At 66.9% G+C, this 4,273-nt stretch carries 2 protein-coding genes and 1 pseudogene; 1 reads left to right on the top strand and 2 read right to left on the bottom strand.

What is annotated here, in order from left to right:
• Positions 1–36 precede the first annotated feature (36 nt).
• Positions 37–1,563 (bottom strand): acetaldehyde dehydrogenase ExaC, encoded by a 1,527-nt coding sequence (gene exaC, locus A612_RS00410; protein ID WP_019372647.1) that lies wholly within the window; start codon positions 1,561–1,563, stop codon positions 37–39.
• A 348-nt stretch (positions 1,564–1,911) separates the two neighbouring features.
• Here exaC and A612_RS00405 point away from each other — a divergent pair, with 348 nt between their 5' ends.
• Positions 1,912–3,861: a sigma-54-dependent Fis family transcriptional regulator gene (locus A612_RS00405; RefSeq protein WP_019372646.1), complete on the top strand. Its 1,950-nt coding sequence runs from the start codon at positions 1,912–1,914 to the stop codon at positions 3,859–3,861.
• A 110-nt stretch (positions 3,862–3,971) separates the two neighbouring features.
• On the opposite strand, the pseudogene A612_RS00400 reads toward A612_RS00405, so the two are convergent.
• Positions 3,972–4,244, bottom strand: a pseudogene (locus tag A612_RS00400) (transporter substrate-binding domain-containing protein); the annotation flags it as partial.
• Between the last annotated feature and the right edge of the window lie 29 nt (positions 4,245–4,273).

Below are 4,273 nucleotides of genomic sequence, written 5' to 3'. Positions count from 1 at the left end.
GGGCCGACTCCATCCATGCCGTCCGGGGCAGGGGTCTCAGAAGAAGCCGAGCTTGTTCTCGCTGTAGCTGACCAGCAGGTTCTTGGTCTGCTGGTAGTTGTTCAGCGCCATCTGGTGGTTTTCGCGGCCGATGCCGGACTTCTTGTAGCCACCGAAGGCGGCGTGCGCGGGGTACAAGTGATAGCAGTTAGTCCACACCCGGCCGGCCTGGATGGCGCGGCCCGCCTTGTAGGCCACGTTGCCATTGCGCGACCACACGCCGGCGCCCAGGCCGAAAGCGGTGTCGTTGGCGATGTGGATGGCTTCGTCGAAATCCTTGAAGGTGGTGACCGAGGCCACGGGCCCGAAGATCTCTTCCTGGAACACGCGCATGTCGTTCTTGCCGAACAGCAGCGTGGGCTTGACGTAGAAGCCGTCGTTGATGTCGCCGCCCTGGCGGTTGCGCTCGCCACCCGTCAGAGTCTGCACGCCTTCATTGCGGCCGATGTCGATGTAGCCCAGGATGCGCTCCATCTGCTGCTGCGACACCTGCGCGCCCACCATGGTGCTGGTGTCCAGCGGGTGGCCTTGCTTGATGGCGGACACGCGCTTGAGGGCGCGCTCGATGAAGCGGTCGTAGATCGATTCTTGAATCAGGATGCGCGACGGGCAGGTGCAAATCTCGCCCTGGTTCAGCGCGAACATCGACAGGCCTTCCAGCGCCTTGTCGAGGAAGGCGTCGTCGTGGTCCATCACGTCGGCAAAGAAGATGTTGGGGCTCTTGCCACCCAGCTCGACGGTGGAGGGGATCAGGTTGTCGGCCGCCGCGCGCAGGATGCGCTGGCCCACGGGGGTGGAGCCGGTGAAGGCTATTTTTGCAATGCGCGTGCTGGTGGCCAGCGCCTCGCCCGCTTCCTTGCCGAAGCCGTTGACGATGTTGACCACGCCGGGCGGCAGCAGGTCGCCAATCAGCTCCATCAGCACCATGATGGAGGCAGGCGTTTGCTCGGCGGGCTTCATCACCACGCAGCAACCGGCGGCCAGCGCGGGCGGCAACTTCCACGAAGCCATCAGCAGCGGGAAGTTCCAGGGAATGATCTGGCCCACCACGCCGATGGGCTCATGGAAGTGGTATGCAACCGTGGTTTCGTCGATCTCGGAGATGCCGCCTTCCTGCGCGCGGATGGCGCCAGCGAAGTAGCGGAAATGGTCGATGGCCAGCGGAATGTCGGCCGCCATGGTCTCGCGCAGCGGCTTGCCGTTGTCGATGGTTTCAGCGATGGCCAGCGTCTGCAGATGCTGCTCCATGCGGTCGGCGATCTTCAGCAGGATGTTGGAGCGCTCGGTGACCGAGGTCTTGGCCCAGGCGGCCTGTGCGGCGTGGGCGGCGTCCAGGGCGCGGTTCACATCCTCGGCGTCGGACTGGGCGACCTTGGTGAAGGGCTTGCCGGTGATGGGGGAGACGTTTTCGAAGTAGCGGCCAGCCGACGGGGGCACCCATTTGCCGCCGATGTAGTTGTCGTACTGCTGTTTGTAGGGGTAGGCGGCTTCGAGGCCGAAACGCTTGAGCTCAAACATGTCCATGGTCTTGTCTCCTGAGAGGTGGGTATGCGGCCGCCCAAGGCGGGTCGGCTGCAGGCACAGATGCACAGGCCGTGCCAGCTTGGCACACCTGGGCCAAAGGCGCGGGTTTACCCTGTAATTGGCAGCCTGTGGCTTGGCTTGGCCCCGGGGCAATGTCACTTTATGGAACAGCGGGCGCGACAGGCCCGGACAATTTGGAACGTCACATCCGAGCAGGGGCATTTCATACGCCGCGCCGCTCCGATAGACTGGCACAGCCCACCGACCGCGCGCATGAACGCCGGTGCGCACGGGCACCCGACACCCGCCATGCCGCCCCTCGGCAGGCCGATCAGGAGACAGACAGCCATGGGTATTGCGACCGACAGCCTGCAGCTGGCACGCCGGCACCTGCTGGACCACGGTGCCTGCCCGCCCAGCGCGTTGAACGACCGCCTGGCGCGCTCCTGGCAGCGCAGCCTGCACGCAGGCTTGCCGCCTTTTGGCGGCCGCGAGCTGGCCGAGCCCGCGGACGGGCTGAGCCTGTCGCAATCGCTGGAGCAAAACGCGCAGATGCTGTCTTTCGCCCGCCCGGTGATGGACTTCATGTACGGCCAGATTCGCGGCAGCGACTGCATGGTGGTGCTGGCCGACGTGGACAGCATGCTGCTGCACGCGGTGGGCGACCACGGCTTTTTGACCAAGGCGCAGCGGGTGGAGCTGCGCACCGGCGCGTCCTGGCGCGAATCGGTGCGGGGCACCAACGCCATCGGCACCGCCATCGAAGACGCCAGCGCGCTGCAGGTGCGCGCTGGCGAGCACTATCTGGAACGTAACGCCTTCCTGCACTGCTCGGCCGCGCCCATCTTCACCGCGCAGGGTGCCGTGGCCGGCGCCATCGACATTTCGGGCGACGAGCGCGCATCGCACATGCACGCGCTGGGGCTGGCCAGCAGCGCGGCGCGCCTGATCGAAAACAACTGGCTCAAGGCACGTTACCGCGATGCGGTGCGCGTGCACCTGCACAGCGCCGCCGAAGGCTTGGACACGCCAGCCGAGGGCATCGTGGTGCTGTCAGAAAGCGGCACGCTGCTGGGCGCCAACCAGGAAGCGATTCGCGCCCTGCGCCTGGCGCCGCACGACTTCTTTGCGCTTCAGCTGGAAACGCGCCTGCAAGAACGCCTGGCGCACCTGCTGGCCCGCACGGGGCGCGAACCGCACACCGTGCGCCTGCCGGACGGTCGGCGCATGTTCTTGCGGGTTGAGCAACCCGCGCAGCGCACGCCCGCGCGCACTGTCGTTCCCGAGGCTCGCGTGGACGCGCTGGCAGCCAGCGACACGGGCGACGCGCAATGGCGCCGCGCCGCGCAACAGGTGCGCCGCATTCTGGACAAGCCCATCGCGCTGCTCATCCAGGGCGAATCGGGCGTCGGCAAGGAAGTCTTCGCCAGGGCCTGCCACGACAGCGGGCCGCGGCGCGGCCGGCCCTTCGTGGCCGTCAACTGCGCGGCCATCCCGGAATCGCTGATCGAGGCAGAGCTGTTCGGCTACGCCCCCGGCGCCTACACCGGCGCGCAAAAGGGCGGCAGCCTGGGCCGCATCCGCGAGGCCGAGGGCGGCACGCTCTTCCTGGACGAGATCGGCGACATGCCGCTTTTGCTGCAAACCCGGCTGCTGCGCGTGCTGCAGGAAAAAAAGGTCACGCCGCTGGGCGGCACGCCGGTGCCTGTGGACTTTGCCTTGGTCAGCGCCACGCACTGCGTGCTGGCCGACGCGGTGGCGGAAGGGCGCTTTCGCAGCGACCTGTACTACCGCCTCAACGGCTTCAGCGTGAAGCTGCCCGCCTTGCGCGAGCGCAAGGACTTCGATGCGCTGGTCACGCGCATGCTGGCGCAGTGGGACGACAGCGGCGTGCGCATCGCGCCTGATCTGCTGGCCGCGCTGCGCGGCTACACATGGCCGGGCAACCTGCGGCAGTTGGCCAGCGTGCTGCAAACCGCCTGCGCGCTGCGCGACCCGGCGCACGAGCCGGCCATCGACTGGCCGCACCTGGCCAGCGACCTGCGCGATGCGCTGGCCAGCCCGGCAGCGCGGGTGCAGCCCGCCGGTAAAGCGGCGGAAACGCGCGCCATTTCGGTGGGCCAAGCTGACGGAGCACCGGAAGCCGCGCCGCCGGCGGCCTTGCGAAAAATCGCCCGCCAGGCCATCGCGCAGGCGCTGGCCGATGGCGGCGGCAACGTCAGCGAGGCCGCCCGGCGCCTGGGCATCAGCCGCCAGACCATTTACCGCCATTTGAAGAAGGCCGACGCCGAGGCCTGATCTCGCGCGCGCCTGCCGCCGGGCGACGCCTGCATTGCGCTTTTCCCGATTGCCCAGAAAAAAGGCCCGCTCGAAGCGGGCCTTGGGCCTTGCGACTTTGGGTCAAACCATCAGGTGGCCGGCTTATCGGAAGGGGCCTTGATGTTGTCCTGCAGCTCCTTGCTCATCGGCAGGCCGATGCTCTGGTTGCGCGGCGGGATCGGCTGCATGAACCACTTGTTGTAGAGCTTTTCAAACTCGCCCGACTTCATCATGCCGGTGATCACGCCGTCGACCAGCGCCTTGAATTTCGGGTCGTTCTTGCGAATCATGCAGGCGTAGGGCTCGACCTGCAGCGAATCGCCCACCACTTCCAGCGAAGCCGGGTCCTTGGCGTTGGCCTTGCACGGATAGGAAATTCAACCGCATGAGG

The sequence above is a fragment of the Melaminivora alkalimesophila genome, assembly GCF_000282995.1.
Taxonomy (GTDB): domain Bacteria; phylum Pseudomonadota; class Gammaproteobacteria; order Burkholderiales; family Burkholderiaceae_C; genus Melaminivora; species Melaminivora alkalimesophila.
This window is presented reverse-complemented; position numbering and strand designations above follow the sequence as displayed.